Raw genomic sequence first — 25,432 nt, 5'->3', positions numbered from 1 at the left:
ATATTATGTCATCAGCTTGTGGCATGCGTTGCATACGGTGCCGTCAAGTAAATGGAGCAAATCTGAAGCAGAAATCCGAGACAAGACGGTAGGTTGATTTTCGTTACCGCAGCGAGCATAGCCTGCCTCCGTGAGTGTGTCTGAGCACGCAGTCTTTGCGTGCGAGTTCGCGGGAGGAGGCAGAGATAAGCGGCGCAGCGGAGGTAGAAAATCATCCGTGTCTGTCTGGATTTCTGCTTCAGATTTGCCTTTTACACAGACAAACAATTTACATAAAAAGCTCCAGCACAAATACCACGACACAGGACAGCACCGCTACCTGGAAGAGGCTGCGTCCGAACCAGGCCAGTATGATACCGACCACCAGGGCAGCAAGTCCGGCCACGGGGCTGTTTGTTGCTTCCATGATAGCCGGAAATGTCATAACGGCCAGTGTGACGTAAGGCACATAGTACAGAAATGACCGGATGGTTTTATTTTTGATCTCTCTGCGGATCAGTGTCAGCGGAAGGACACGAATCAGGTAGGTCACGGCAAACATGACCAGAATGTAGATGTAGATATTATGCTGCATGTTCGGTTTCCTCCTTTACCGGGAACAGGATTGCTGCGATGCCTGCGATTGCCACCGTGAGAATAATGGTGCGGATACCGGAGGAAATGTCGGAAATCACCGGAAGCCGTGAGAAGATATAGCTGGAAACCATGGAGATAGTGACCAGTGCTGCAATTACCTTATTCTTGCGTGCAGGCGGAATGATGATGGCAAGGAACATGCCGTACAGTCCGACGCTCAATGCACTTACAATGTTGGCAGGCAGGATATTACCCATAATAACACCGAAAAATGTACCGAGACTCCAGCCCGGAATGGCAACCGTCATCATGCCATAATTGTAAAACGGATTTAGTTTTCCGGGTTCCGATACCGCGACACCGAAGATTTCATCGGTGACGTCAAAACCAACCAGCAGACGGTGCAGCAGACCGGTTTCGGAAGAAAACTTCTGACTCAGGGAGCATGACATCAGCAGATAACGTGCGTTTGCCACAAGCTCCATCAGGACCATTTCAAAATAAGTGCCGCCGGCTGCAATCACGGTAAAGCCCGCATACTGACCGGCGGAAGCGTTGCAGGCGAGACTGGTGAGCATGGCTTGCCAGGCCGTCATACCTGCATTTCGGGCAGTGATGCCCAGTGTAAAAGAAACCGCGAGATAGCCGAGACAGATCGGCATACCATTCTTGATTCCTTTCAGATAATAATATTTGTTTTTTTGTCTGTCCATTGTTGTATGTATCCCCTTGTAAATCGAATATACGATGCATCAGTTTCACCTGTTGTAGACTTTTGAGCAAAAGTGAGGCGCTGACGCTGTATATTAGTGTAACATTTCACTTGCATTTCGTCCAATAAATCTTTATACTTTCTAAGGTTGACGAGAAGAGGAATCGTTTTCCGGATACAGGGAAACACCGGTTTACGGTATGATCCGTGTATGTGGAAAACGGATTTGTCTGTATTTTTAAATGGGAGAAAGGGTAAATGATGAAAACAAAAACACTGACAGAGGGAACGCCCTGGAAACAGATCCTGCTGTTTTCTATTCCGATTTTCTGGGGAAATGTGTTTCAGCTGTTGTACAGCCTGGTAGATACAAAAATTGTAGGAAGTACGCTGGGAACGGAAGCATTGGCAGCAGTGGGTTCCGTGTCCACGTTACATACGTTGATGACCGGATTTCTGAACGGTCTGACACTTGGATTTTCACTGATCACAGCTATGTGTTTCGGGGCAAAAAACAGGAAGCGGCTGAAAAAAACTTTTGCAGCTGCGATTTCACTTGGTGTACTGACTACGTTGGCTTTGGTGCTGATGTTGATAATTTTCCTGCATCCGGTGCTGAATCTGCTGCATGTGCCGCAGGCGCAGTTTGAGATGGCATATGCCTATATCAGTGTGCTGATCGTAGGACTCTTTGCCACGCTGTTTTACAACCTGTGTGCCAATACACTGCGGGCTATCGGGGATGCACTGACACCGTTGATTTTTCTGATTGTAGCAACTGTGAGCAACATTGGGCTGGACTATTTGTTTATCCTTGGATTTCAGATGGGAGTGCAGGGAGCAGCCTATGCTACGGTGCTGGCACAGCTTTTGTCTGTGGTGCTGTGCCTGATTCGTATTTTTCGGAAATTCCCGATTCTGCATATACAGAAAGAGGATTTCCGATTTGACCGGGAGCTGATGGCAGAAATGTATAAAAGCGGACTGTCGATGGGCCTGATGTCCTGTCTGGTCGGCATTGGAACGATTTTGCTGCAGTCTGCCATTAATACTCTGGGAACAACAGTCATTGTGGCTCACACGGCAGCCCGAAAAGTATTTGAACTCGTGTCTCTGCCAAACAGTGTGCTTGGTTCTGCCATGGCGACCTATTGCGGACAGAATTATGGTGCAAGACGCTTTGACCGGATCCGGCAGGGAATCCGTGCATCTCTGATCATTGCGGCAGTCTGGGCAGTTGTAGTTTTCCTGATCTGTCACACGATAGAAGGAAAACTGATCCAGTTTGTTGCAAGTACTACCAATCCGGATGTAATTTACTGGGGAAGTACTTATTTAAAAGTGGATATGTCTTTCATCGTAATCTGTGGGGTGATCGTTATCTTGCGCAATTCCATGCAGGGTTTTGGAGACCGGGTCATTCCTGTGTTCTCCAGCTGTATCGAACTTGCGGGAAAAATCATGTTTGCCTTTGTGTTTGCACCGATGTTTGCATACTGGGGCATTATCTGGGCAGAGCCGATGGTATGGATCGCCATGGTGATCCCGTTAATCGTGAAAGTGGTCCATGTATTGAAAAAAGAAGCATAGTAAAGAGACTTCAGATGCTTTTTGAAAAAATATACCTGCTATGAAATAAAATAGTTGTTGATTTATATAGAAAGAACAGATAGAATAGAATCATCTGCGAAGACTGAAAGGACAGTCTTCATCATTCATAACTGTTATCCGGTGCATGGATTTTTCCTATATGTATCTGGCTGATCGTTGTGAAAAAATAAAAGGAGGAAAAGGATATGCCGATTAAAATACCAGATTCACTGCCAGCAACAGCAGTTCTTGAAAGCGAGAATATTTTTGTTATGACGGAGTATCGGGCAATGCATCAGGATATCCGTCCCCTGAACGTGCTGATTTTGAATCTGATGCCTACCAAGGTAATTACAGAAAATCAGCTGCTTCGGAAACTTTCAAACACACCGCTTCAGATTAAGGTGGAATTTTTACAGACTGCCAGCTATACCCCTCAGCATGTGGATACAGAGCATATGGAATCATTCTACACGACATTTGAACAGGTGAAGGACCGCTGGTTCGACGGACTGATCATTACAGGCGCACCGCTGGCTTTTGTACCGTATGAGGAAGTACATTACTGGAAAGAACTTTGCAAGATTATGGAATGGGCAAAGACGCATGTACACTCTACAATGCACATCTGCTGGGGAGCACTGGCTGGACTCTATTATCATTTCGGTATTCCGACTGTGGAATATCCGGAAAAACTTTCCGGTGTGTATTCCAATACCGTATTGAAGAAGAGTTCCCCGTTGTTCCGTGGATTTGACGATGTGTTCAATGCACCGCATTCACGTGAAGTTGGCATTCTCAAAGAGGATGTAGACAAAGTTCCGGAATTGGAGCTGATCGCAGACAGTGAAGCGGGCGGACCGACAATTTTGAAAACGACGGATTCCAAAAACTTTTTTGTACTTTGTCATCTGGAATATGATGCCAATACACTGGAACTGGAGTACAAACGTGATTTTGAAAAAGGTCTGAATCCACATATTCCGTATCATTATTATCCGGATGATGATCCGACGAAGGAACCGGTAGTTACCTGGCGTTCCGCAGGACAGCTGCTGTTTTCCAACTGGTTGAATTACTATGTATATCAGACCACACCGTATGATATCGGAAATAAATAAGTCATGAGCAAGTAGCGAAAGCGGATTGCGAATGTCCGCTTTACAAGTTCGGAAAAATACAAAAAAATCATTTCAAATATAGAAATCCGACATTGAGACAGCAGCCATAGATGTGCTATACTAAGGAAAATCATGAGCAAGTAGCGAAAGCGGATTGTGAATGTCCGCTTTACAAACAAAGAACATAGTAGAGAGGTATGGAAAATGAAGAAGTATGGATTTGGTGTTGACGTAGGTGGAACAACCTGTAAAATCGGATTTTTTGAGAACTCCGGCAATATGCTGGACAAATGGGAGATCAAAACTAATACAGAGAATCATGGTGCCTCCATTCTGGATGATATTGTGGCATCCTTAGAAAGCAAACTGGCAGATGCCGGTATCAGCAAAGACGAGGTAGAGGGTGTCGGAATCGGTGTTCCGGGTCCGGTTAAAAATGACAGCGTCGTATGTGAATGTGTCAATCTCGGATGGGGTACATTCGATGTGGCAGAGACACTTTCTGAGAAAATCGGTCTGCCGGTAAAAGTAGGAAATGATGCAAATGTAGCTGCCCTTGGTGAGATGTGGAAAGGCGGCGGCCAGGGATGTCAGAACGGTGTCATGGTCACACTGGGAACCGGTGTCGGCGGCGGAATTATTATTAACGGTTCTATCGTTGGCGGTGTACACGGTGCCGGTGGAGAGATCGGTCATATGAAAGTATCTGAGACAGAGACGGAGACCTGCGGATGTGGAAAACGCGGATGCCTGGAGCAGTATGCGTCAGCAACCGGTATTGTACGTCTGACAAAACAGCGCCTGGCAGCAGATGATGCCAAGACCAGCCTGCGAAGTCTTCCGGAAGTGACCGCAAAGGATGTTTTTGATGCGGCAAAAGCCGGAGATGCAGTAGCACAGGAACTGGTGGAAGAAGTAGGAAGAATTTTAGGCGGAGCGCTTGGTTCTATCGCTGTTGTAATAGATCCTGAGATGTTTGTTATCGGCGGTGGTGTGTCCAGAGCCGGACAGATCCTGCTGGATGCCGTGCAGAAATATTTTAAGGAGCGTGTATTCAAATCCTGCCAGGAGACAAAATTTGTACTTGCTTCTCTTGGAAATGATGCCGGAATGTATGGCTGTGCAAAAATGATTTTTAATGCGTAAAAGCTTGTTGGCTGTGTAAAGGGCAAATCTGAAGCAAAAATCCAGACAGACATGGATGATTTTGCTTTCAGATTTGCCTTTTTTACTTGATGGTATTGCGTGCCGCGCTATGAAAAAAATTAAATTCTAGCCAGGAATACCACAAATAAGACATCAAAAAAGCCTGTCCAATGGACAGGCTTTTCTGATTGTTTGTTGAGAGTTGTAAAAAAGTGATTTTGAAATTTCGTTCAATTTCTGATACTAGAATACTACATAGTTACCTATTTGTAAAATTGAAAAAAGTGATATGTGAAATCAAAAAAAGTGAACAATAAGAAACAATGATATTTACTTCCGGAAGATTTCCAGATACAATAATAAGGAAATAAACAGGTGGGGGAATTATGGAACTACGAAATGTAAAAACGTTTATCAAAATTGCAGAAATTGGGAATTTTTCTAAGGCTGCCACAGAGCTTGGCTATGCACAGTCTACGGTTACCATGCAGATTCAGACGCTGGAACGGGAACTTGGCGTGTCGCTGTTTGAACGAAATGGCAAGAGTGCGGTGCTTTCCGCCGCCGGTAAAGAGTTTCTGGATTATGCATACAACCTGCAGCGCTGTGAAGCCATGGCACTGGAGCATTTTGCGGAAGGGGCAGATCCCGGTGGAGAAGTAAGTGTAGGTATCATGGAAACGTTGTGTGCTTCTCGCTATGGAATTATTTTCCGGGAATTTAAGAAGCGGTATCCAAGGGCAAATATCAAAGTGGTTGTGGCAACGACACTGGAATGTATGGAGCTGCTTGGCAAAGGAAAACTGGATCTGATCCTGACTGTTGACAAGAAAATTAATCGTATCAACTGGGTGACGGCACATGAAGTGCCCACAGAAATCCGCTTTTTCTGTCCGGCGGATCACCCGTTTGCCGGAAAAAAGGACATTCCGCTGGATACGGTTCTGGCAGAAAATTTTATTATGATCGAAGAGGGCTGCAATTACCGTCAGGCATTTGAACAGTATGTGGTGGAGGAACGGGGACGCCGACCATCGATTACAGAGATTGGGTACACCCGGCTGATCATTGATGCCGTAATTGAAAATCTGGGAGTTTCCCTGTTGCCGAGATTCACGCTGGAGGAAGCATTGCGGGAGAAAAAGATTGCATTGTTTTCCGTCAAGGGATTTCGAAGTTCGATGCTGATGCAGGTCATTTACAGCAAAAATCGCTGGGTATCGCCGGCAATGAAAGCTTTTATCGAGATGACGAAAGAATTTATGCCGGAGTAATTCCTGAAAAAAGAGTAGAAAGAGAATGAGAATATGAATAAAAAAGAAGTAACAGAGATTAAAAAATTATTTACCAAGGAACGCTGCTGCTTAAATCGTCTCTGCGGCTGTTATGTGGACGCAGACAAAAATAAAGTCGTACAGTTTAAGGAGGCATTTCTCTCCCTTCCGGAAGAAGAAATTTACAAATATCTGGATATTTTCCGTAAAAGTCTGTCCGGAACCCTTGGAAAGAATCTGCTGAATATGGAGTTCCCGCTGGAACAGGAAATGGGGGATGGCACACAGAAAAGTCTGCTGGCGCTGCGGGACAGTGAATTGAAGGATGATGTCATGCTGGACGCTTTTTATGACCGCATGATTGAGACATACTATCATCCGGAAAACTATCTGATCCTGCTGGTGCACGGTTCCTATGATATTCCTATGAAAACTTCTGATGGCATGGAGATGGATGATGCATCGGATTACATATATAATTTTGTACTGTGCTGTCTGTGCCCGGTGACACTCTCTAAGGCAGGACTTTGTTACAATGCAGAGACAAACAGTATCGAGGACCGGATTCGTGACTGGATGGTGGATCTGCCGGAACAGGGATTTTTATTCCCGGCATTTCAGGACAGAAATACAGACATTCACCGTCTGCTTTATTATTCCAAAAACGCAAATGAACTCTGCCCGGATATCACGGAGCAGTTGTTAGGCTGCGTGCAGCCAATCCCGGCCGGACAGCAGAAAGAATCTTTCCAGGCAATCATTGAGGATACCCTGGGGGAAGAGTGCGTGTATGATGTGGTCCGCAACATTCATGAGAACCTGAATGAAATGATCGAAGAACAGAAGGAAAACGGCGAGCCGCTGGAACTTGATAAAATGCAGGTGCGCAAGCTGTTAGAGCGCAGCGGGGCACCGGAGGAGAATCTGGAACAGTTTGAAAAACAATACGATGAAGAAATCGGTGCACAGATGACGGTTATGGCAAACAACATCTCCGATACCAGAAAATTTGAGGTAAAAACACCGCAGATGACTGTCAAAGTCAGCCCGGAGCAGGCAGGACTGGTGGAAACACGCATGATTGACGGTGTACCATGTCTGGTCATTCCGTTGACGGATGAAGTGGAAGTAAACGGTATTCATGTACATCTGAGAGATGAAGAAGTGCTGAAAAATCTGGAGTAAAGAATATGGGGGAACGGTAAGGCGAAGCAGAAAAGAATCTGTCGAGAGACGAGTCTGAGAGGCATCGTTTTTTGCAGGGTTAATAGATGTCCATTTTAAGACAATAGCGTTCTTTTTTCACTGAACTATTTGTTGTAATATACAGATGATGGAAGGATTATGGTTTTGCAGTTTGACCATTTATCAACATAAAAAGACAATTATAGGAGGGCATTTACATGAACAAATTACTGTACGGGGTAGCATATTATTACGAGTATCTGCCATACGACCGTCTTGATGAGGACATTAAAATGATGAAAGCCGCAGGCATCAACGTGGTGCGTATCGCGGAATCAACCTGGAGCACTTACGAAAAACAGGAAGGTCAGTTTGATTTTTCTACCGTGACAAAAGTGCTGGATGCCATGGAAGAAGCCGGCATTGATGTCATCATCGGTACACCGACCTATGCGGTACCGTCCTGGCTGGTAAAAATGGATCCGACGGTTCTGGCTGTGACCCATCAGGGAGAAGGCGTATACGGAGCCCGTCAGATCATGGACATCACGAATCCGAACTATCTGAAATACGGAGAGCGTGTGATACGCAAGCTGCTGGAAGTATGCCGGGACCGCAAGTGCATCATTGGTTTCCAGCTGGATAATGAGACAAAATATTATGATACTGCAGGTCCGAACGTACAGGCAGCGTTTGTGGAATACCTGAAAGAAAAATTTAACGGAAGTACCGATGCCATGAACGCTGCATTTGGTCTGGATTACTGGAGCAACCGTGTGGATAACTGGGAAGATTTTCCGGATGTCCGGGGAACTATCAATGGAAGTCTCGGAGCTGAGTTTGATAAGTTCCGCCGTGGTCTGGTAACAGAATTTCTGACCTGGCAGTCAAATATTGTAAAAGAGTATGCCCGTCCGGATCAGTTTATCACCCACAATCTGGATTTTGAGTGGCGCGGATATTCCTATGGTGTACAGCCGGCCAATAATCATTTTGAAATTGCAAAAGAGGCGCTGACTGTGGCAGGATGCGACATTTACCATCCGACGCAGGACGAACTGACCGGTGCGGAAATCGCCTTTGGCGGTGATATGACCCGTTCCCTGAAACAGAATAATTATTTCGTTCTTGAGACAGAGGCACAGGGTTACCCATGTTGGACACCGTATCCGGGGCAGCTTCGGCAGCAGGCGTTCAGCCATGTGGCATCCGGTGCGGCTCTGGTAGAATACTGGCACTGGCATTCTATCCATAACTCTTTCGAGACATACTGGAGAGGTCTGCTCAGTCATGATTTCAAAGAAAATCATGTATATTGTGAGGCGAAAACGATCGGTCGGGATTTTGCGGCATTAAGTCCGGCACTCTGCAATCTGAAAAAAGAGAACAAAGTGGCGATGGTAGTCAGCAACGATGCACTGTCAGCCCTTGACTGGTTCCGCATTGATACTACAGCGGAAGGTCCGGGAAAGACTGGTTACAACGATGTGGTCCGCTGGATGTATGACGCCTTATACAAGATGAATGTGGAAGTGGACTTTATCGAGCCATCCTGCAAGGATATGGACCGGTATCAGATGGTCATTGTTCCGGCACTGTATGCAGCCTGCGAGGCAGATCTGCAGCGGATGAAACAGTATGTGGCAGATGGTGGTTACCTGATCACTACATTTAAAACGGCCTATACCGATGAAAATGTAAAAGTTTATCATGATGCGTTTCCGCATGTACTCAGCGAGTGCCTTGGCATTTCATACAGCAATTTCACATTCCCGAAAAATGTGAAACTGAGTGGCACTGCGGATGAGCAGGCAGAACTTTTCATGGAACTTGTGAAACCGGAAGGCGCCGACGTGCTGGTTTCCTATGACCATTATGCATGGAAGGATTATGCGGCAGTGACCAGAAATCATTACGGAAAAGGTATTGCGCAGTATCTTGGTTGCAAGACTTCTGAAAAATATCTGCAGAAACTGCTGGCAGATGCCATGAAAGAAGCAGGTATTGCGGATACAGTACAGAATACAGAGTTTCCGGTTATTGTGCGCCGCATGAAAGACGAAAACGGAAAAACGGTATGGTTTTACTTTAACTATTCCCATACACCGGCAGAGGCTGTTTATACCGGATCAGACGGAGTGTATCTGATGAAAGAGGATCAGACTTTTCCGGGAATCAATGTGGCAGCTGGTGAGAAACTTGCACTTGGCAGCTGGGATGTACAGATCATCCGTGAGAAATAAATGAATAATTTTTTGAAGAAATGAGGGAATGCAGGATGAAGCAGGAGTTTTATGACAGATTGGCAGCGCCATTCGAAACATCGGAGCGAAAGAAGAACTGTCTGCTGCGGGTAAACCATATTCTGACGGATGTGGTTTATCTCGTTTATCCTGCATTACTTTTTTATCTGATGGTTTACAGGGACAGCCGGTTCTGGCGGGTACTCCTGGTTCCGGCGGTGACCTTTGTGTTGGTGAGTCTGTTCCGCAGGAAGTTTAATGCACCACGGCCTTACGAAAAATGGCCGGTGAAGCCACTGATTCCGAAAGACACAAAAGGAAATTCGTTCCCGAGCAGACATGTGTTTTCCATCTATATCATTGCCATGGCAGCATGGTATGTGTGCCTTCCGCTTGGAGTAATTCTCTGTGTGGCTGGGGTGTTTCTGGCAGCGGCGAGAGTGATTGGCCGGGTACATTTTGTGAAAGATGTGGTGGCAGGAGCACTGATTGCAGTGGGATGTGGAATCCTGAGCTTTTGGGTGATATAAAAAGTGAGGAGAAGGTAAGGTATCATGAGGATTGGAAAAGAAAAAGGTGTTCCGATTTCACCGGAACTGATCGGGTTATTTTTTGAGGATATTAATTTTGCAGCAGACGGCGGTCTGTATGCAGAGATGATTGAAAACCGTTCCTTTGAGGCAAGGGAGGCCTATGGCAATCCGGGGAGGTTTTATGCGGTGGATGATCCGGGGTATGCCTGGAAGTCCGTACAGCAGTCCGGGGAAGAGGCTCCGTTTATGCAGTATGTGACAGGTACTCCGGTGTCAGAGGCGAATCCGCATTATCTGCGTTTTACTGCAAAAGCAGCAGGACAGGGTTTTGCAAACAAGGCATACGATGGGATCCGTCTGGAAAAAGATCATACCTATCGTGTGTCCTTTTATGCACGGTGTGTGGCGTATGAAGGCGATACTTTTCAGATAAAGGTCATAAAAGACGGACAGGTTTTTGCAGAGGCGGCAGTAAATGCGGTGAAGCCGGTACCTTATGTGCCGTTCTGTGATCTGAAAATCCCGATGGAGATTGGTTACGGTACGTTAAATCCGGAGATTCAGCACATTCGTGAGATGGATCAGAGCGGCAAGTGTCGTAGAAGTGAGTGGATAAAATATGAGGTGGTACTTACAGCGCAGGATGATGTCCGTGGGGCGCAGTTTGCAATTACGTTTGATGTGCCGGGTATCGTAGAGTTTGATCTGATCTCCATGATACCGGAAGATGCAGTGGCAGGGATTTTCCGGAAGGACCTGTTTGAGGCATTGAAGGCGATAAAACCGGGATTTGTGCGTTTTCCGGGCGGCTGTATCGTGGAGGGTATCAGCCTAGACAACCGTTATTACTGGAAAAATACCGTGGGTGATGTGAAAGATCGGCGCTATATCCCGAATCTTTGGGCATTTGACGATGACTGGAGCAAGAATGATCCAATGACAAAGCGGCCGGATGCACATTACGGTCAGTCCTTTGGACTTGGATTTTATGAATATTTTCTGCTGTGTGAACTGCTGGACGCAAAACCGCTTCCGGTGCTGAATATCGGTACGGCGTGTCAGTTCCGTTCCACGGAGATGGTAGATTCTGACAATCCCAAGTTTGAGGAATATGTACAGGATGCATTGGATCTCATTGAGTTTGCCAACGGACCGGTGGACAGTACATGGGGCGCATTGCGAGCCAGAATGGGACACCCGGAGTCTTTCCATATGGATTTTCTGTCTGTGGGAAATGAACAGTGGGAGACACAGTATCTGGATATGAAGCATCGCTATGAGCGGTTTGCGCAGGCAATTCATGCGAAATATCCGGAGATCCGGCTGCTTGGAACCGCAGGGCCTTTTATGGAATGCTCCATCACAGAGGATGCATGGAAGTTCTATCGGGAAAAGGCGAAAGAGAATCCGGACTTCAGCTATGCTGTGGATGAGCATTATTATGTCAGTCCACAGTGGTTATATGACCATGTGGCAATGTATGATGAGTATCCGCGGAATGTGGCAGTATTTGCCGGAGAGTACGCCGCACATACCGAAGACCGGGCAAACTCCATGGAGAGTGCGCTGGCGGAAGCAGCACTTCTGACCGGCATTGAGAAAAATGCGGATGTGGTGAAACTTGCTTCCTATGCACCGCTGTTTAACCGCATCGGACACAGTCAGTGGAAGCCGGATATGATCTGGTTCGATGACAGTGATGTGTATCTGACACCAAATTATTATGTGCAGAAATTGTTTGCAAATCACAGAGGTACCTACACTATTCCGTTGCAGAAACAGGATGTGAAATTGCGAAAGGAAGGCATCTATGTATCTGCCGCAGTGGATGCGCAGGGTGAGATCATTCTGAAACTAGTCAATACAAATCATCGGGAATATGCGCTGATGCTGGAGGATGCAGATGGCCTGGCGGTAAGGACAACGGGACAGATGTGGACGTTGCGGGGAACCGGGGAAATGCCGGAGGACAGACCGGAGGTGTCAGCGGTGACAGAGGAAACGGCGGAAATCGATGGATGTGTGTTCATACCGGCACAGAGTCTGGTTGTGATCCGCTATCAGTAATGATCACAGGATTAGATGATTGCGGTATGAAGTAAAAAATGTAATTTTGGAATAAAAAGATGTTGAGGTTAAAAGATGCCATACGAATTGTTCCGTACTTCGTACTCCCACAATTCTACCCAATATTCGCATATCGTGAAGCTGACGCTCCACTTTTATGCTCATATCGGGGCGGGTCATTAAGCCATAAAACCACTCCTGTGCAAGCACATCGTGATTTCAGGCTTTTGACCCTGGCATCATAAAAAAAGACTGCCGCGATGCGACAGTCTTTTTAATGTTCAATATAATATGTGCCAAAAAGACTTTATGATTAAGCCTCAGAGATAGCACCTGTAGGACATGTACCTGCACATGCGCCGCAATCGATGCAAGCATCAGCGTCGATCTGGTACTGAGCATCTCCTTCAGAAATAGCACCTACCGGACATCCGCCAGCACATGCACCACACATTACACAAGAATCGTTAATTACGTATGCCATAATTGTTTCCCTCCTTAAAAAATACTTGTTCGTCAAGCTTTCATAAGCTTTTCCACATAATAATATAAAAAATCAAAAATTGCAAGTGTTCAATGAGATAAAAAGATCAATAAGTACGCTTTTTTGCGATTGTATTGAAGTTAATACATCTTGACACTTGAGTTAGCGTATGCTATCGTAGATATTGAGTAAGTTTTCTTGTTTACAGAATATAGGACAACAGTAAAAATCCGCATATGCGGATTTTTTTGTTTGACAGGAAATTACGTTGAATTTCCTGCCAAACAAAAGCACTTCGTGCAAACGATGCGCACTCGCACACTTTCTTGTAGTCAAAACACGTTGTGTTGAGGTTTTATATGGAAAACTTTGGAAATCTTCATGAATTATTCAGAAAAACCATCTTGCAAGGTTAAGATAGATGATATAATATATATATTTAGCAAGGAAAATATGACAGGCATCTTGCGCTCTTTTTTGAGAGGAATCTGGAAAATTATGCGGAAAAGAGAAGAAAAAGAGAATGTAGTCTGCCAAGAGGTTATATCACGGGAGAGATACATATGTTAAATTACAAAAAATATAAAAGAGTTCCGGTATTGCATTACCCGGAGCGTGAATGGCCGGACAAAGAGATTGAGCATGCACCGATGTGGTGCAGCGTGGATCTGCGCGATGGCAATCAGGCACTGATCGATCCAATGAATGTAGAAGAGAAGATGGAGATGTTCCGGCTGCTTCTGAAACTGGGATTCAAGCAGATTGAGATCGGATTTCCGGCAGCATCCCAGATTGAGTACGATTTTCTGCGCAAGCTGGTAGCTGAAAACATGATTCCGGATGATGTACAGGTTCAGGTTCTGACCCAGTGCAGAGAGCATCTGATCGACCGTACCTTTGAGGCAATCCAGGGAATCAAAAATGTTATTGTACATATTTACAACTCCACATCTGTGCTTCAGCGTGACGTTGTATTCCATAAAGACAAAGAAGCCATCAAACAGATTGCTATTGAAGGCACCAGAATGGTAAAAGAGCGTGCAAAGAATTTTGACGGAAATATCCAGTTGGAGTATTCACCGGAGAGTTTTACCGGAACAGAGGTAGAGTTTGCACTGGATATTTGTACTGCCGTACAGGATATCTGGGAGCCGACACCGGAGAATAAGATTATCTTTAATCTTCCGGCAACCGTAGAGATGAACACTCCAAATGTTTACGCGGATCAGATTGAGTGGATGCATAAACATTTCAAAAACAGGGAATCTATTATTTTAAGTGTACATCCGCACAATGACCGGGGAACCGGCATTGCAGCCACCGAGCTGAGCCTTCTGGCAGGTGCTGACCGTGTGGAGGGTACATTATTCGGAAACGGAGAGCGTACCGGTAATATCGATATTTTAAATATTGCTTACAATATGTTCTCACAGGGTATTGATCCGGAATTAAATATTGAAAATATCAAAGAAATCATTGAAGTATATGAGAGATGCTGCAAGATGGATATCGACATGCGTCATCCATATGCCGGAAAGCTGGTATTTACTGCATTTTCCGGTTCTCATCAGGATGCGATCAACAAAGGTGTGCATGCACTGAATGAGCGCAATACCGGTATCTGGGAAGTACCGTATCTTCCGATCGATCCGGCAGACATCGGCAGAGAGTATGAGCCGGTGGTTCGTATCAACAGCCAGTCCGGAAAAGGTGGCGTAGCGTTTGTTATGGAATCCATGTATGGTTACAAGCTTCCGAAAGAGATGCACAAGGAGTTCGCTGATGTTATCCAGAAGATGTCTGAGGAGCAGGGCGGCGAGATCGAGCCGGAGCAGATTTTTGACGCATTCAAGCATGAGTATATTGCATTGGATGATCCGTTCGAGTTCAAGAAGATCCGTGTGGAAGATGTGAATGACAAAGACTGTGTGGCAGCTATTGATTTTGAATACAAGAAGAAACCGTACCATATTGAAGCAAGCGGAAACGGTCCTCTGGATGCAGTCAAGACAGCCATCAACAAAGAATTTGATCTGGATGTGTGCGTCCTGAACTATTCCGAGCATGCGTTGGGATCCGGATCCCATGCGAGAGCAGCGGCTTACATTGAGATGCGTGACAACCGCACCGGTAAGGAACTGTTTGGTGCAGGCGACAGTTCCAACATTACAAAAGCTACAATCCGTGCATTCTTCAGCGGATTGAACCGTTTAGCTAATAAGTAATCAGTTAATAAGAGCACAAAGACGAGGGATGCTATGAATCGAAAGAAAAAACTGGGATGGTGGAAACATATCGATTTTATGCTGATTGACCTGTTATGCATTCAGATCGCATATCTGGCAGCATATTTTTTCCGTCATCAGACAATGCGGATTTATCGCGAAACAAGCTTATATGCGCATGTAAATATTCTCCTGATCATTATTGACATCTGTTATGTGTTGCTGCGTGGAACATATAAGAATATTTTAAAGAGAAGTTTTGTGCGTGAGATAGAATCTGTACTGGTACACAACATCGTGATGTGGGGCGTTGTTATGGCTTATCTGTATGTCACGAAGCAGGCATTCTGGTTTTCCAGACAGGTATTTCTGACTTCCTTTGGTTTTACGGTCATCTTTATGCTGGTAGGACGTTTTCTGTGGAAAATGAATGTTCGCCGCATTATATGGAAAGGAAAGAATCAACCGAATTTTCTGGTTATCAGTACGAAAGAATATGCAGCCGAAATGGTGAAGCAGTTTTCCAGCCGTATGTACAACGGATTTAATCTGTCCGGTCTGGCCATTATGGATGAAAAGCTGGATGATACCGTTATTGAGCGGATTCCGGTAGTATGCAGTAAGGATAACCTGTTGGAATATGTACAGAAAAATGTCATCGATGAAGTCATGATCAAGATGCCTGAGAACAGGAAAGAAGTGGATGAACTTACCTGGACACTGCTGCAGATGGGCGTGGTTGTGCATATCGCACTGGACTACACCGATCATGCACTGCCGAACCGTGTGGTAGAACGGATCGGTGGGTATACCTGTATGACCACAAGTATCAATACAGCAAGCAGTATTCCGATGGGACTGAAGCGTCTGACGGATATCATGGCAGGTCTTGTGGGATGTGCCATTACCGGAGTTGCATTTATTTTTGTGGCACCGCTGATCTATAAAGCATCACCAGGACCGATTTTCTATTGCCAGGAGCGTGTCGGCAAGAATGGCCGCCGTTTCAAAATGTATAAATTCCGTTCCATGTATATGGATGCAGAGGAACGAAAAAAAGAACTGATGGCTCAGAACAAGATGCAGGGTAATATGTTTAAAATGGATAATGATCCGCGTATTATCGGCAGCGAAAAAGGACCGGGCAAGGGCATCGGAAATATTATCCGAAGTCTGAGTATCGATGAATTGCCGCAGTTTTACAATATTCTGCGCGGTGATATGAGTCTGGTGGGTACCCGTCCGCCGACTGTGGATGAGGTAGCAGCATATGATCTGCACCACAAAGTGCGCCTGAGTATGAAACCTGGTCTGACCGGTATGTGGCAGGTAAGCGGACGAAGCGAGATCACAGATTTCGAGGAAATTGTCCGTCTGGATGCATATTATATCGAAAACTGGAGTCTGAAACTGGATCTGAAGATTATTTTAAAAACATTTAAAGTTGTGTTTGCAAAAGAAGGAGCAGATTCAAGTCGAACGCACGTGAGACTTGGTGCGTGATTCTGGTCAGCGAAAGCTGACATATTCTTCTCAGAATCACTGCACATCCTCGCGGAGCGTTTATCTCAGTCGGAGATTGAACTCCCACTGAGAAAGATTTGTTATTACTCACCACTTACAGAAGTGGGAGTCTCAACTCAGACTGAGATAAAAAAGGAAAAAAGAAGGAGGAATATGTCATGAAGAAGTATGACTATCTGATCGTAGGAGCCGGACTGTTTGGTGCTGTATTTGCACACGAAGCAAAAGAAGCCGGAAAAACATGTCTGGTGATTGACAAAAGAAATCATATTGCAGGAAATATCTATACCGATAAGGTAAAAGATATCGATGTTCATCAGTATGGTGCGCATATTTTCCACACATCCAATGAGACCGTATGGAATTATGTAAATCGTTTTGCAAAATTTAATCGTTATACAAATTCACCGGTAGCGAACTACAAAGGTGAGATTTACAATATGCCGTTTAACATGAACACATTCAACAAACTCTGGGGTGTGGTAACTCCGCAGGAAGCACAGGCAAAGATTGAAGAGCAGAAAGCTGCTTATCATGTAGAGAATCCGCAGAACCTGGAAGAGCAGGCAATCAGCCTGATCGGACCGGACGTATATACAAAGCTGGTAAAAGGTTATACAGAGAAACAGTGGGGCAAACGTGCCACAGAGCTTCCATCCTTTATCATCAAACGTCTTCCGGTACGTTTTACTTATGACAACAACTACTTTAATGATGATTATCAGGGTATCCCGGTAGAAGGATATACTAAGATGATCGAGCGCATGCTGGACGGAGTGGAAGTAAAACTGGAAGAGGATTTCCTCAAAAACAGAGAAGCTTTCATGGAGCAGGCAGACAAGATCGTATACACAGGTATGATCGACGAGTATTATAATTACTGCTATGGTGAACTTGAGTACCGTTCCCTGAACTTCGAGACAGAGGTACTGGAGGGAGTAGAGAACTACCAGGGTAATGCGGTTGTAAACTACACAGAGTATGAAGTTCCGTATACCAGAATTATTGAGCACAAGCATTTTACTTATGGTACACAGCCGGATACCGTTATCACAAGAGAGTATCCGAAGACATGGAGCAAAGGGGACGAACCATATTATCCGATGAATGATGAGAAGAACCTGAATCTCTATGAGAAATACACGGAGTTGGCAGCAAAAGAAGGAAATGTAATTTTCGGCGGCCGTCTTGGTATGTATAAATACTACGATATGGATGATACCATTGAAGCTGCATTAAACTGTGCACATGCAGAGCTTAATGCTTAAGCAGAAACTGAGAAAGATGACAGCCTCCGGCAGATTTGCCGGAGGCGTTATTATTCAAGAGACAGGAGAGACACGTGACAGAATTATCATTGATCGTACCATGTTATAACGAAGCCCAGAACGTAGATGCCTTTTACGACAGATGCCTGCAGGTATTTGAGCCCGCAGAGTTTGAGGTGATTTTCGTAAACGATGGCAGCAAGGATGACACTTATAAAAAACTGCAGCACCTGCATGAAGAGTACAGCAACGTTCTTGTCGTAAACTTTTCCAGAAATTTTGGAAAAGAAGCCGCTATTTATGCAGGACTTCATTATGCAACCGGAACATATCTGTCCATCATTGATGCGGATCTGCAGCAGGATCCGGAGATTGTAAAGCATATGACAGAGATTCTGGAGAAAAAACCCGATGTGGATGTGGTAGCAGCTTATCAGAAACAGCGGCATGAAGGAAAATTTATGGCTTGGTGCAAAGATCATTTTTACCGATTTATCAACCGTCTCAGCGAAGTGGATCTGAGGGAAAATGCCAGTGACTTCCGCACCTTCCGCAGAAACGTGCAGGAAGCACTGCTGGATATGCCGGAATATTTCCGTTTTTCCAAAGGTTTATTTTCCTGGGTGGGATTTGAAACGGAATACATTCCGTATGTAGCAGCGGAACGCTTTGCGGGAACCACAAAATGGAGCTTTGCAAAACTGATCAAATATGCGATGGAAGGAGTCATTTCTTTTTCTACCATGCCATTGCAGCTGGCTACTTTCTGTGGAGCACTGGTATCTGTTTTTGCTATTGTATATGGCATCATTATTATCGCACACACCCTGCTTACCGGGATTGATGTGCCGGGCTATGCGACAACCATTGTTGTGGTGTTATTTCTTGGCGGTATACAGCTGCTGGTTATGGGGATTTTGGGAGAATATCTCGCCAAAACCTATATCCAGGGAAAGCATCGTCCGGTGTATGTCGTGAAAAAGGTGCTGAAGAAAAAGGAGTGATCTTGTGGAACAGAAGAAAGAAGATATATTTGACCGTATGATGCATCTGCATCTGTTTCGGATCTTTGAACCGTTCTATCAGAAAAATAAAGAAATGTTGCTGTATCTGTTGTTTGGCGGGTTAACCACCATTGTCAGTATCGGGTCTTATGCCTGGGTCAATGTTGGACTTGGTATTAATGAACTGATCGCCAACATTATTTCCTGGATTTTTGCAGTGACTTTCGCATATGTCACAAACAAAATCTGGGTATTCCAGTCAAAAATCACCGGATTTTTCGATGTCTGCCGGGAAATGACAAAATTTTACGGTGGTCGCCTGTTTACACTTGGTGTAGAAGAATTGCTTCTGTTTCTTTTTATTACCTTGCTTCATGGAAACAGTGTACTTGTAAAATTTGCAGCACAGATCGTGATTCTGGTGCTGAATTATATTATTAGTAAGATTTTTGTATTTCGGAGGAAAAAAGAATGACAGTATATCAGGAATTGCAGCTGAATCAGGCAGGTTCCAAAGCTCTGATCCGCAGCTGTACCAATCGAAAAGACAAGATGCGCCATACGGCGATTTATTTATTTAAAATATGCTTGACCATGGCATTTTGCATGGCAGTGGTTATTGGATTCAGTAAGATTTTTGGAAATGGCAACAGCATTGTGGGTGTTGTAGTTCTGCTGTGCGTGATGGCATTCCGGTTTGCGGATTTCGGAATCCGGACACCACATGCGATGGGAGCATTGACACTTATGTTTGCCATATTGACTTTTGGCCCGCGTCTGGCAAATGCAGGGGGGCTTGTACAGGAATTTCTTGTAAACACCGTATGTATCTTGATCCTTATGGTGCTGGGCTGCCACAATGTGGTGATGTTCAATCATTCCACACTGCTGCTTTGTTACCTTTTGCTTTATGGTTATGATGTAACCGGAGATCTGTATATACAGCGTCTGATCGCTATGGGAATCGGAGCAGCGGCAACACTGATCGTTTATTACCGAAATCACCGGAAAAAAGTGTATAAACGCAGCCTGGGGGATATTTTTAAGGAGTTTGATATCCATTCCCTGCGGACGAAATGGCAGATCACTATGGTATTCGGTGTCACAACAGCCATGTTGATTGCGGGTCTGCTGCATGTCCCGCGTCGGATGTGGATCGGTATCGCAGCTATGTCTATTCTGGTGCCGTTCCATGAGGACGCAAAGAAACGTGCAAAATCCAGAGTGCCGGGCAACATTGTAGGATGTTTTATATTTCTGGCATTGTATTATCTACTGCCGCCGTCTATTTACAACTATGTGGGGGTTATCGGTGGTATCGGAGTGGGGCTGTCAGCGACTTATGGCTGTCAGGCTGTGTTCAACACGTTCGGAGCATTGTCGATTGCGGTAGGAATCCTCGGACTTCCGGGGGCGGTATTCTTCCGGATCTTCAATAACTTTTTCGGGGCTGTTTATGGGGTTCTTTTTGAGCGTGGCTTCGGAAGAGTTTTGGATCGGGTGTCGTGTAATGGACAATAAAAAACATCCAAGACAGACACGGACAATTTTCTATCTTCGTTGCGCCGCTTATTTCCGCCTCCTCCCGCGAACTCGCACGCAGAAACTGCGTGCTCAGACACACTCACGGAGGCGGGCTATGCTCACTCCGATGACGAAAATTGACCTCCCGTCTTGTCTTTGGATGTTTTTTTATTGCCCCATTTACATGATGGCACCGGGGTGCCGCGCGTGCAATACAGCTATGAAACATTTTGTGCACGCGCAGATATAAATGAGAATTATTGCGCATACTTGCGGAACATTTAGCTCAGTCTGAAAGGCCGAGCTGAAATGAAGGTAGAGAACGTCGGGTGTTCTGACAAGATGCTTTGTTTTCGTATTAAGTATTAAATTTTCAACCAAACAAACAAGACTCACCTGGCCGTCCGGAAGGTCACGAAGCGGAAATGCTTATCCAGTTTTTCACCAATGAGACCGATGACTTTTCCCATGGTGAAAGCTGCCAGTACCGTTCCGATGCCAAGTCCTTTGATGCGTCCGATGCCGATACCTGTGATCAGTGCGGTGGTTGCCAGACAGATCACATCAAAGGATATTTTTACTTTTGAATATTTAAAGTTTTTGATGGCGGATAACTCTCTCGGAAAGAGATCTGTCGGAATGATTGGAAGTCCACAGCGGTTGGAGAGTGCAATTCCAAGGCAGAGCAGCAGGTAGCTGATACAAAAATAGATAATTCGCATTGGAATATTATACGGTAGAATGGAAATCCATCCTTTGTGTACATCCAGCATCATACTGAAGGCAAAACCAACTACAAAACTCAGCAGGTATTCTATCACAAAATGTTTTCGCAGGATCATCAGTGATGCGATCAGAATAGCCTGAAAGATATAGGTCCATGTGCCAAGAGAAAGAAAAGGAAATACTTCTGAAAATGCGTAAGGAACACTGGAAATAGCGGAAATTCCGGAACCGGAATAGAGCATTAGTACGACACCGAAGCTGTTCATTATAATAACAAGAAGCAGAGCCAGTTCCCCGCGAAAAATATGTTTTTGATCTGCGCAATCTATTTCATTCATAATATAGAAAAGTCCTCCTGTACAGTGAGAAAGAATGCCGAGGGCATTCCTGGATTTTAGTTCGTGTATAATACTAGCAAAATGTGAAGTGAAATTCAAGAAGGAGGTATCCGGACAACAGATATCTCCTTTTACGATGAAAATAAAATGGGACGGTGATGATTATTAGCAGGTTGATTCAGAGGGGAAACTGTCTTGGCAAATTGGAAAATATAACTGTATCTCATAGTAAGTTGAATCTGCGAACTGCTCCATTTTCCCATTCATTTTCTGCATCATTAATGCAATATTTTTAACTCCGATTCCAGTGCTGGGGGAATAGGGAGCGGCAGCAATTTTATTTCGGAATGAAATGATCAGGTAGTCGTCTGTCCGGTTGGTACTGAAAAAAATGGGTTCCTGTCTGTCTGCATATTTTTGAATATTAGAAAAAATATTATTGATAATGCGGTTCATATATTCCATGTGGATACGAACTTTGACTTCCTGTGAGAATAATTCTTCGGCGTATACTTCAAACCCTTCCTGTGATAAATACAGATACAGTTCAGAGAGATAGTCTCCCAGAGCGTACTTGGCAGATTCACATGGTTCCAGAAGAACTGGTTCCGCTGCAGAGGCAAGGAAATATTCAAATAGCTGGTCGGAGAGTGTGCGGATTTCCTGTGTTTTTATTAGGGCACGTTCGGCATATTTTAATTTATCCGTTTCTGAAGGTTGTCTTTTCAAAAGTTCCAGATCGGTCAGAAGGGTAGCCAGGGGAGTACGTAAATCGTGTGCCATTCCAAGCACCAGCCGTTGCTGTGCCTGTTTCATTTCCTGTTCATGCTGTTCTTTTTCCAGTAAGGAAACGCGCATGGATTCAATGCCGGAGGTAAGGTATGCAATCTCATCATTGCCGGTAATGGAAATCGGTGTATCTAGGCTTCCAGCTCCAATATCAGAAATTTTCTGATTTAGAATACGGATATCATTGATTTCTTTTTTAAAACCGGAGAAAAAGATCAGCATGGAAGTCAGTATGCCAATCAGTCCGGTGCTTAAAAAGAGAATTATATAATATTTTTGTTCAAAGCCCTCATAGATAAAGACATCAGCAGCACCATCAGAAAAATCGATCCGGTGTGCATTGCGTTTCGCAACATCCGGAAGAGATTGTATCTGAAATACTGTGCTGGATGAAAAGGACTTTGTGGAAAGATTGCGGAAGAGTGAGTTGTCATTTCGTTGAATGAACATATTGGAAAGGTTCTGCTGAGACATCCATTCTGACAGCTGATCTGTATCAGAAGCGGAAATGTTGTTCTCATTCACCCAGTTTTGCAACGTATACATGCGGTGAGTTTCTATGCGATATAAATAATCGGATGTTTCAAAGTAGGAATGCAGAATTTTGTCTCCAGACAGAAAAAGTACTGCGGAGATGAGGGTTCCAAAGAATAGGGCACCTGCAACTAATCCTGCTATTTTGTAATGATAAACGTGTTCACTTTTTTTGTTAAGTGTATGTCTCTGATTATCCAAAACGATATCCCTTTCCCCAGACGGTCTGTATCAGTGTTGGTTTTTGCGGATTTTTTTCTATCTTCAAACGTAATCTGCGGATATGTACCATAACAGTGTTGGCGCAGGATGTGAAAAAAGGTTCCTGCCAGATACTTTCATACAGATTTTGGATGGAAAAAATTTTGGTCGGATATTTTAAAAATAAATATAATAATTGAAATTCCGTGTCTGTTAGTTCTGTTAAAATGCCACGGACAGTGACCTGCGGAGGATTAACGGTCAGAATGATGTCATGACGTTGCAACTGTTCGCGGGTTTCGGTCGGTGTACTGTCTGGTTTCTGATAGTGGTAACATTCATTTCGCCGCAGAAGGGCACGTACCCGGGCAACGAGTTCTATATAGGAAAATGGTTTTGTTAGATAGTCGTCTCCACCGGCATAAAGCCCCTGTGCTTTGTTACTTTCGGATGATCTCGCTGTCAGAAACAGAATTGGTACATAGGAAAAACTGCGTATTTGCTGACAGGTTTCAATGCCGGAAATGCCAGGCATCATGATGTCCAGAATGACCAGAGATACAGATGGAAGAAGTTTGTCCAGAGCCTGTGTGCCATTTTGGGCCTCTGTTGTCTGAAAACCTTCGTTTTGTAAAATGCTGCAGATATTTTCTCTGAGATCTTTATCGTCTTCTACAATTAATATTGTCTGTCCCATTATATTACCCGCCTTTTGGTTTGTTCAAATTGAAATAATGTTGTCTGAGAATATGGTAACATAAATTCAGGTGCATATGTTCTGTTTTCGAGAAAAGTAAGAAAATGTAAGATTTATTAAGATGCACTGTAAGGAATTCATGTTATAGTAAAGTCAACAAGAGAAAGACTGGAGCAAGGTTACGACTGGATAGTGTCAAATGACTTATGAAAAACGGTGCGGAGGTGCAGAAATGGAATGGACATTTTCTGAAAAATTAAAACGAATCTGTAATGTATTGTCAGTAGCTTATATTGTTATCGGTTGTGCATTTTATTCCTGGGTAATGGATGTCAGGGATGCATATCCGGTACAGGGATATTTTGTGGATGGTGTGCTCAGTTCTATACCATATATCATTGCGGCAGTAGTGATTTTTATTTTTGTATTCAAGTATTGTGTGACAAATCCAAAAGTGTTTAAAGTATGTAACATTGCCAGTCTGTTTGCAGCTGCGTCCGGACACATCGCGCTGGTTGTCCAGTTTGTCTATTATCTGGATATTATAAAGACGTATCAAGGATAAAGAGGCGAGGGCAGTATCAGATGGGAGAGTGAATCCTGTCATTTATACAGGTGGGAGCTATCTTATGTCTGGCAGCTTAGTGCATCCTGCGAAATTCCAGAGGAGTCATCCCCGTTGCCTTTTTAAACATGGAAATAAAATGACTGGTGTCGGAAAAACCGGTCATGCGGGCGATGTCCTGTACTTTTAAGTAAGAATTTACCAGCAGGAGCTCTTTTGCCTTATTGATGCGATGCATGGTCAGATATTCATACACGGAGCAGGAAAAAAAACGTCGGAACAGCCGGGAAAGGTACTGAGGAGAGACGAATACTTTTTCACTCAGTGCCTGTGCTGTGAGATCTGAAGAAAAATTTGTTTCTATTTCCCGCACAACGGGAACGATATAACGTTGATAAAGAGGATCCTGCATGTGGGACGGACCGTTTACACAATCTGCAAAGTTTAGCAACAGACTGTAACAGCTGGTGGAGAGATAGCGGGTGTCCTGCTGGCCGTGGGCAGATATCATATCGACACAGGATGCAATCTGATCAGCGATCACTAGGCTCTGGCTGCTGTCGGTCCAGATGACAGAACGGTTCTGTAGCAGAGAAGGGATACTTGCTTCGAGTGTTCCTGTAAATGTGGCAAATAAGGTGAACCAGGTATCAGATTTCCTTTTATAGGAATGCGGGATGGATGGTGCTATGAGAAATCCCTCATTTTCCTGTAATTCATAGATTTTTCCCTGTATCTCAATCTCTCCGCATCCACTTTCTGTCTGCAGATAGTGATAGTGAGGATAGCCTTCCGGGCGGCATGTCGCTTCTTCTAACCAGTGGTTTCCGATTGAATCAAACATATAAGGTGCACTTACAGGTGTGCTTCTGAAGTAAATAGGCATATTCGGTACTCCTGAAAATCGTATGATGAACAGATAAGAAAAACTTCTTTATTTCTGTTGTAAGATGCATGTGATACAAGGTATGGCATATTCCTGTATGCATCTGGCAGTTCCTGTTTCGAAATGTTATATTTTTTAGCGTAACATATTATACACCTGTTGTACAAAATCTGCTATACTAAATATATCTGAAACAAAACTGAATGGATGCGAAGCAGTT

At 44.4% G+C, this 25,432-nt stretch carries 22 protein-coding genes; 15 read left to right on the top strand and 7 right to left on the bottom strand.

From position 1 onward, the window contains the following. Positions 1 to 268: 268 nt before the first annotated feature. Entirely contained in the window at positions 269 to 574 is a 306-nt protein-coding gene (locus ACIRUQ_RS11865) for an AzlD domain-containing protein (RefSeq protein ID WP_021738617.1), read from the bottom strand. Further along, on the bottom strand, positions 564 to 1,289 hold the full coding sequence (locus ACIRUQ_RS11860; RefSeq protein WP_021738618.1) for an AzlC family ABC transporter permease: 726 nt from the start codon (positions 1,287 to 1,289) through the stop codon (positions 564 to 566). Before ACIRUQ_RS11860 ends, ACIRUQ_RS11865 begins: the two co-directional genes overlap by 11 nt. A gap of 257 nt (positions 1,290 to 1,546) precedes the next feature. Here ACIRUQ_RS11860 and ACIRUQ_RS11855 point away from each other — a divergent pair, with 257 nt between their 5' ends. The 8 genes from ACIRUQ_RS11855 (at position 1,547) to ACIRUQ_RS11820 (ending at position 12,447) form a co-directional block, all read left to right on the top strand. Then, a complete protein-coding gene (locus tag ACIRUQ_RS11855; RefSeq protein ID WP_156330991.1) occupies positions 1,547 to 2,878 on the top strand; it encodes an MATE family efflux transporter in 1,332 nt (443 codons plus the stop codon). 206 nt (positions 2,879 to 3,084) lie between these two features. Beyond that, positions 3,085 to 3,999, top strand: a complete 915-nt coding sequence (gene metA / locus ACIRUQ_RS11850) for a homoserine O-succinyltransferase (protein ID WP_021738621.1) — start codon at positions 3,085 to 3,087, stop codon at positions 3,997 to 3,999. A 204-nt stretch (positions 4,000 to 4,203) separates the two neighbouring features. Then, positions 4,204 to 5,145, top strand: coding sequence for an ROK family glucokinase (locus ACIRUQ_RS11845; RefSeq protein WP_021738622.1), 942 nt, complete (start codon positions 4,204 to 4,206; stop codon positions 5,143 to 5,145). Positions 5,146 to 5,531: 386 nt separating this feature from the next. Beyond that, on the top strand, positions 5,532 to 6,419 hold the full coding sequence (locus tag ACIRUQ_RS11840) for a LysR family transcriptional regulator (RefSeq protein ID WP_021738623.1): 888 nt from the start codon (positions 5,532 to 5,534) through the stop codon (positions 6,417 to 6,419). 33 nt (positions 6,420 to 6,452) lie between these two features. Further along, on the top strand, positions 6,453 to 7,604 hold the full coding sequence (locus tag ACIRUQ_RS11835; RefSeq protein ID WP_022035308.1) for a DUF4317 domain-containing protein: 1,152 nt from the start codon (positions 6,453 to 6,455) through the stop codon (positions 7,602 to 7,604). A 218-nt stretch (positions 7,605 to 7,822) separates the two neighbouring features. Next, positions 7,823 to 9,847, top strand: coding sequence for a beta-galactosidase (locus ACIRUQ_RS11830; RefSeq protein WP_055290583.1), 2,025 nt, complete (start codon positions 7,823 to 7,825; stop codon positions 9,845 to 9,847). 35 nt (positions 9,848 to 9,882) lie between these two features. Next, positions 9,883 to 10,377 carry a phosphatase PAP2 family protein gene (locus ACIRUQ_RS11825; protein ID WP_055290582.1) on the top strand — a complete coding sequence of 165 codons (495 nt, stop codon included), beginning with the start codon at positions 9,883 to 9,885 and terminating at the stop codon, positions 10,375 to 10,377. A gap of 24 nt (positions 10,378 to 10,401) precedes the next feature. Next, positions 10,402 to 12,447 (top strand): alpha-L-arabinofuranosidase C-terminal domain-containing protein, encoded by a 2,046-nt coding sequence (locus ACIRUQ_RS11820; RefSeq protein ID WP_055290581.1) that lies wholly within the window; start codon positions 10,402 to 10,404, stop codon positions 12,445 to 12,447. 313 nt (positions 12,448 to 12,760) lie between these two features. Here ACIRUQ_RS11820 and ACIRUQ_RS11815 read toward each other — a convergent pair whose 3' ends face one another. Continuing rightward, a complete protein-coding gene (locus ACIRUQ_RS11815) occupies positions 12,761 to 12,931 on the bottom strand; it encodes a DUF362 domain-containing protein (protein ID WP_021738628.1) in 171 nt (56 codons plus the stop codon). Between the two features lie 563 nt (positions 12,932 to 13,494). Between ACIRUQ_RS11815 and leuA the strand changes: the two genes are divergently transcribed. The 6 genes from leuA (at position 13,495) to ACIRUQ_RS11785 (ending at position 20,473) form a co-directional block, all read left to right on the top strand. Next, on the top strand, positions 13,495 to 15,156 hold the full coding sequence (gene leuA / locus ACIRUQ_RS11810) for a 2-isopropylmalate synthase (protein WP_021738631.1): 1,662 nt from the start codon (positions 13,495 to 13,497) through the stop codon (positions 15,154 to 15,156). 33 nt (positions 15,157 to 15,189) lie between these two features. Further along, on the top strand, positions 15,190 to 16,659 hold the full coding sequence (locus tag ACIRUQ_RS11805) for a sugar transferase (protein ID WP_055290579.1): 1,470 nt from the start codon (positions 15,190 to 15,192) through the stop codon (positions 16,657 to 16,659). A 179-nt stretch (positions 16,660 to 16,838) separates the two neighbouring features. After that, on the top strand, positions 16,839 to 17,948 hold the full coding sequence (gene glf, locus ACIRUQ_RS11800; protein ID WP_022035312.1) for a UDP-galactopyranose mutase: 1,110 nt from the start codon (positions 16,839 to 16,841) through the stop codon (positions 17,946 to 17,948). Between the two features lie 74 nt (positions 17,949 to 18,022). Continuing rightward, the gene (locus tag ACIRUQ_RS11795) at positions 18,023 to 18,952 is read left to right on the top strand and encodes a glycosyltransferase family 2 protein (RefSeq protein ID WP_055290578.1); all 930 of its coding nucleotides are present in this window, start codon (positions 18,023 to 18,025) and stop codon (positions 18,950 to 18,952) included. Positions 18,953 to 18,956: 4 nt separating this feature from the next. Then, entirely contained in the window at positions 18,957 to 19,427 is a 471-nt protein-coding gene (locus ACIRUQ_RS11790) for a GtrA family protein (RefSeq protein ID WP_055290577.1), read from the top strand. Further along, the gene (locus ACIRUQ_RS11785; protein ID WP_055290576.1) at positions 19,424 to 20,473 is read left to right on the top strand and encodes an FUSC family protein; all 1,050 of its coding nucleotides are present in this window, start codon (positions 19,424 to 19,426) and stop codon (positions 20,471 to 20,473) included. The genes ACIRUQ_RS11790 and ACIRUQ_RS11785 overlap by 4 nt, the downstream gene beginning before the upstream one ends. 395 nt (positions 20,474 to 20,868) lie before the next feature. Here ACIRUQ_RS11785 and ACIRUQ_RS11780 read toward each other — a convergent pair whose 3' ends face one another. The 3 genes from ACIRUQ_RS11780 to ACIRUQ_RS11770 form a co-directional block, all read right to left on the bottom strand. Then, entirely contained in the window at positions 20,869 to 21,540 is a 672-nt protein-coding gene (locus tag ACIRUQ_RS11780; protein ID WP_055290575.1) for a DUF6198 family protein, read from the bottom strand. 165 nt (positions 21,541 to 21,705) lie between these two features. Continuing rightward, positions 21,706 to 22,875 carry a HAMP domain-containing sensor histidine kinase gene (locus ACIRUQ_RS11775; RefSeq protein WP_156330990.1) on the bottom strand — a complete coding sequence of 390 codons (1,170 nt, stop codon included), beginning with the start codon at positions 22,873 to 22,875 and terminating at the stop codon, positions 21,706 to 21,708. 181 nt (positions 22,876 to 23,056) lie between these two features. Continuing rightward, positions 23,057 to 23,761, bottom strand: coding sequence for a response regulator transcription factor (locus ACIRUQ_RS11770; RefSeq protein WP_055290573.1), 705 nt, complete (start codon positions 23,759 to 23,761; stop codon positions 23,057 to 23,059). A 232-nt stretch (positions 23,762 to 23,993) separates the two neighbouring features. Here ACIRUQ_RS11770 and ACIRUQ_RS11765 point away from each other — a divergent pair, with 232 nt between their 5' ends. Beyond that, complete coding sequence (locus tag ACIRUQ_RS11765) at positions 23,994 to 24,326, top strand: hypothetical protein (protein ID WP_022035318.1); 333 nt, start codon at positions 23,994 to 23,996, stop codon at positions 24,324 to 24,326. 76 nt (positions 24,327 to 24,402) lie between these two features. Here the strand turns inward: ACIRUQ_RS11765 and ACIRUQ_RS11760 are convergent, their stop codons facing one another. Then, entirely contained in the window at positions 24,403 to 25,212 is an 810-nt protein-coding gene (locus tag ACIRUQ_RS11760; protein WP_022035319.1) for a helix-turn-helix domain-containing protein, read from the bottom strand. Positions 25,213 to 25,432: the final 220 nt, after the last annotated feature.

It is taken from the genome of Eubacterium ramulus (assembly GCF_045002895.1).
Lineage (GTDB): Bacteria > Bacillota > Clostridia > Lachnospirales > Lachnospiraceae > Eubacterium_I > Eubacterium_I ramulus.
Note: the sequence above shows the minus strand (reverse complement) of the source record. Positions and strands in the feature narration are given on the sequence as shown.

What these genes read in the sequence shown, in the direction of transcription:
- ACIRUQ_RS11825 (WP_055290582.1), top strand. Translation starts at nt 9,883, where the DNA reads ATGAAGCAGGAGTTTTATGACAGATTGGCAGCGCCATTCGAAACATCG.
- ACIRUQ_RS11855 (WP_156330991.1), top strand. Translation starts at nt 1,547, where the DNA reads ATGATGAAAACAAAAACACTGACAGAGGGAACGCCCTGGAAACAGATC.
- ACIRUQ_RS11765 (WP_022035318.1), top strand. Translation starts at nt 23,994, where the DNA reads ATGGAATGGACATTTTCTGAAAAATTAAAACGAATCTGTAATGTATTG.
- ACIRUQ_RS11780 (WP_055290575.1), bottom strand. Translation starts at nt 21,540, where the DNA reads ATGAATGAAATAGATTGCGCAGATCAAAAACATATTTTTCGCGGGGAA.
- ACIRUQ_RS11820 (WP_055290581.1), top strand. Translation starts at nt 10,402, where the DNA reads ATGAGGATTGGAAAAGAAAAAGGTGTTCCGATTTCACCGGAACTGATC.
- leuA (WP_021738631.1), top strand. Translation starts at nt 13,495, where the DNA reads ATGTTAAATTACAAAAAATATAAAAGAGTTCCGGTATTGCATTACCCG.
- ACIRUQ_RS11815 (WP_021738628.1), bottom strand. Translation starts at nt 12,931, where the DNA reads ATGGCATACGTAATTAACGATTCTTGTGTAATGTGTGGTGCATGTGCT.
- ACIRUQ_RS11760 (WP_022035319.1), bottom strand. Translation starts at nt 25,212, where the DNA reads ATGCCTATTTACTTCAGAAGCACACCTGTAAGTGCACCTTATATGTTT.
- ACIRUQ_RS11845 (WP_021738622.1), top strand. Translation starts at nt 4,204, where the DNA reads ATGAAGAAGTATGGATTTGGTGTTGACGTAGGTGGAACAACCTGTAAA.
- ACIRUQ_RS11835 (WP_022035308.1), top strand. Translation starts at nt 6,453, where the DNA reads ATGAATAAAAAAGAAGTAACAGAGATTAAAAAATTATTTACCAAGGAA.
- ACIRUQ_RS11775 (WP_156330990.1), bottom strand. Translation starts at nt 22,875, where the DNA reads ATGTATACGTTGCAAAACTGGGTGAATGAGAACAACATTTCCGCTTCT.
- ACIRUQ_RS11865 (WP_021738617.1), bottom strand. Translation starts at nt 574, where the DNA reads ATGCAGCATAATATCTACATCTACATTCTGGTCATGTTTGCCGTGACC.
- glf (WP_022035312.1), top strand. Translation starts at nt 16,839, where the DNA reads ATGAAGAAGTATGACTATCTGATCGTAGGAGCCGGACTGTTTGGTGCT.
- ACIRUQ_RS11830 (WP_055290583.1), top strand. Translation starts at nt 7,823, where the DNA reads ATGAACAAATTACTGTACGGGGTAGCATATTATTACGAGTATCTGCCA.
- metA (WP_021738621.1), top strand. Translation starts at nt 3,085, where the DNA reads ATGCCGATTAAAATACCAGATTCACTGCCAGCAACAGCAGTTCTTGAA.
- ACIRUQ_RS11860 (WP_021738618.1), bottom strand. Translation starts at nt 1,289, where the DNA reads ATGGACAGACAAAAAAACAAATATTATTATCTGAAAGGAATCAAGAAT.
- ACIRUQ_RS11785 (WP_055290576.1), top strand. Translation starts at nt 19,424, where the DNA reads ATGACAGTATATCAGGAATTGCAGCTGAATCAGGCAGGTTCCAAAGCT.
- ACIRUQ_RS11840 (WP_021738623.1), top strand. Translation starts at nt 5,532, where the DNA reads ATGGAACTACGAAATGTAAAAACGTTTATCAAAATTGCAGAAATTGGG.
- ACIRUQ_RS11805 (WP_055290579.1), top strand. Translation starts at nt 15,190, where the DNA reads ATGAATCGAAAGAAAAAACTGGGATGGTGGAAACATATCGATTTTATG.
- ACIRUQ_RS11770 (WP_055290573.1), bottom strand. Translation starts at nt 23,761, where the DNA reads ATGGGACAGACAATATTAATTGTAGAAGACGATAAAGATCTCAGAGAA.